The 1,112-nt window shown below is 40.4% G+C and carries 1 protein-coding gene; it reads left to right on the top strand.

The genetic code is table 11. The features are described from left to right. The coding region (locus ACM9LZ_RS25855; RefSeq protein WP_416622374.1) for a phage tail fiber protein at positions 1 to 1,112 on the top strand (1,112 nt) is incomplete at both ends.

The following is a 1,112-nucleotide window of genomic DNA, read 5'->3' as shown; positions in this document are numbered from 1 at the left end:
GCAACGAACACCACATTTTCAATTCATATTACTGAGCCAGACAATAATAGTGATGCAGCAAGAACGATGGTTGCAATAAATGCATACACGCAATATTTTCTCGATGCGATGAATACATGGATGACTCAGACCGGGCAAACAAAAATTGAGATGCCAAATGGTGAAGTTATCACACTCGATAGCATTAAAAAGATGCAGAGTGATATTAGTAATAAAGCTGACTTGGTTAGTAAAAATGTTCAGCGATTCGAAGGCCAAGTATCATCAAAGGGAGGTATTTTCTCTTTGAGCCCAAGCAACGCTAAAACGTACTTCGGGTTATTAACACCGAATGATACTGATAATTTTGGCTTTTACAGTAGTTATGATGGTTCTGGGACAACAATAAGACTGCCTAAAAATGGCGGAACAATGATGCTGGTTGGTGATTATGGCTTAGGTACTTTCAATGGATATATAAAAGATAGTGAAATCGCAAATCCACATGTTACTAAATTTTTTTCAATTTCAGGAGGTAGCGAAACTCTAGGGTGGGGATACGGTATACATATAGCCGATCCGCAGTATGGTTGTGGAATATTTTACAACCCAACTCTAAAAGCAATAAAAACATTCAGAACTCAAAAAGGCATGGCTATTAGAGATATAGAAACTGTACTTTCTACATCAAATACAAGCACCGACCCTCAGGGCTTTATTAAAAAAGCATCTCCAATCGTTAATATCAGCTCGGCCGGCACATTCACAACTAACGACGAATCAGAAGGCGCTACGGTTACTCGAGTATCTCAGGGTGAATATCTTATCGAAGGTGTACTCGGTTTTAACGCTGACGCAGGATGGGGCGGTGTTGATGGCGGTATTGAAATTCCACTTGATGTTAATAAACAGCCTCTTATTTGGGTTGACTCTGAAGTAAATGAGGACGGCTCTATCCTCGTTAGAACGTATCATCGAACTCATCCTAACGCACCTAAATTCGCCCGTAATGATATTGACGGTTACAAAGACGGTGACCCAATTGATATTCCTGATGGTCGCTTTATTTCCGTTCGTGTGCAGATGCCAGAGCAATCAATCTATAACGTGAGAATGCGTGAGATGGAAGAAGC

Source organism: Niveispirillum fermenti (assembly GCF_048066175.1).
GTDB classification, from domain to species: Bacteria; Pseudomonadota; Alphaproteobacteria; order Azospirillales; family Azospirillaceae; genus Niveispirillum; species Niveispirillum fermenti.
This window is presented reverse-complemented; position numbering and strand designations above follow the sequence as displayed.